This window comes from Aeromonas lacus (genome assembly GCF_000764665.1).
GTDB lineage: Bacteria > Pseudomonadota > Gammaproteobacteria > Enterobacterales > Aeromonadaceae > Aeromonas > Aeromonas lacus.
On the sequence record NZ_JRGM01000098.1, the window covers coordinates 1 to 1,189 of the forward strand.

1 protein-coding gene is annotated in these 1,189 nt (G+C 40.3%); it reads left to right on the forward strand.

Annotated elements, in window-relative coordinates:
• Window positions 1–1,189 (forward strand): asparagine synthase-related protein (locus tag LG31_RS0107785; protein ID WP_033113922.1); only part of this gene is annotated, 1,189 nt, incomplete at both ends.

Sequence of the window (1,189 nt, forward strand, 5' to 3'; positions counted from 1 at the left end):
ATCTAAATCATGCTCTAATTTGGGGTTACCAAAATCAGGTTCTTGCCGAGATGCTTGCCGGTCTTGATGGAATATTTTGTGCTGTGCTGTACGATCGTCATAAAAAAAATCTAGTCCTGATATCGGATAGAAATGGTATGCGAGGCCTGTTTTTTTACCATAAAAATGGATTTTTTGCATGGGCAAGTGAAATAAAAGCATTTCTGCCAATGAATTTCTTTGAAAAAAAATTAGATACACAAGCACTATCCTGTTTTATGGACTTGGGGTATCTGGTCGGTGATATTAGCTATTTCGATGGAGTAAGCTTATTACCTCCAGCCACACTGCTGACTTACGATATAGATGCCGATAAACTGCACAGTTACCACTATTGGTCATGGGCTGATATAAAACAGCGTAATATATCATTCGATGACGCAGTGGATGCTTTAGGTGAAATTGTCGAACGAGCAGTTGGGCGCCGAGTGGACTTGAAAGAGTCTTTGGTATTTCCAATCAGTGGTGGACTGGATTCAAGGATGCTATTGGCGGCAACACACCGTGCGCACCCTGACTATCAAGGTCGCTGTTATACCTTCGGGACGAAAGCCTGCGCAGATATAGTGTTGGCGCAGCAGGTAACGGATATAGTCGAATGGCCACATGTGATCCATGAGCTCACACCGGATAATTGGTTTGAAAAAAGAATTCCGACAATTTTTTTGACAGATGGTCTACTGGATATGCAGCATATGCATGGCTGTGAGTTTGTCGATGATATTATCAAGCAGGGGCGATTTGTCATCAATGGGTATTGTGGGGATGCTATTCTTGGTCCTAGCTTTTTGCATACTGAAACCACAAACATGAGAATCAACCATTATATTGCCGAGAAATATTATGGCCAGTATTCTCATCTGGCTAAAATTGAATCATCATTTTATGATACACCTCATATTGAGCCCAACCTGTTGATGAATCGAGTCCGGCGATTTACCAATATGGGAACCTTTGCCTCATCAGCTTGGTTGGAACACAAAAAACCGTTTCAAGATAATGAACTTATTGAATTCATTTTTTCGATTAATGATGAGTATCGATTAGGTAATCGGCTATATTCTACATTTTTACTTAAGCAGTTTCCTGACTTTTACAGATCTATACCATGGCAAAAAACGGGTAAGACTATTGATAATAACTCTGAGAT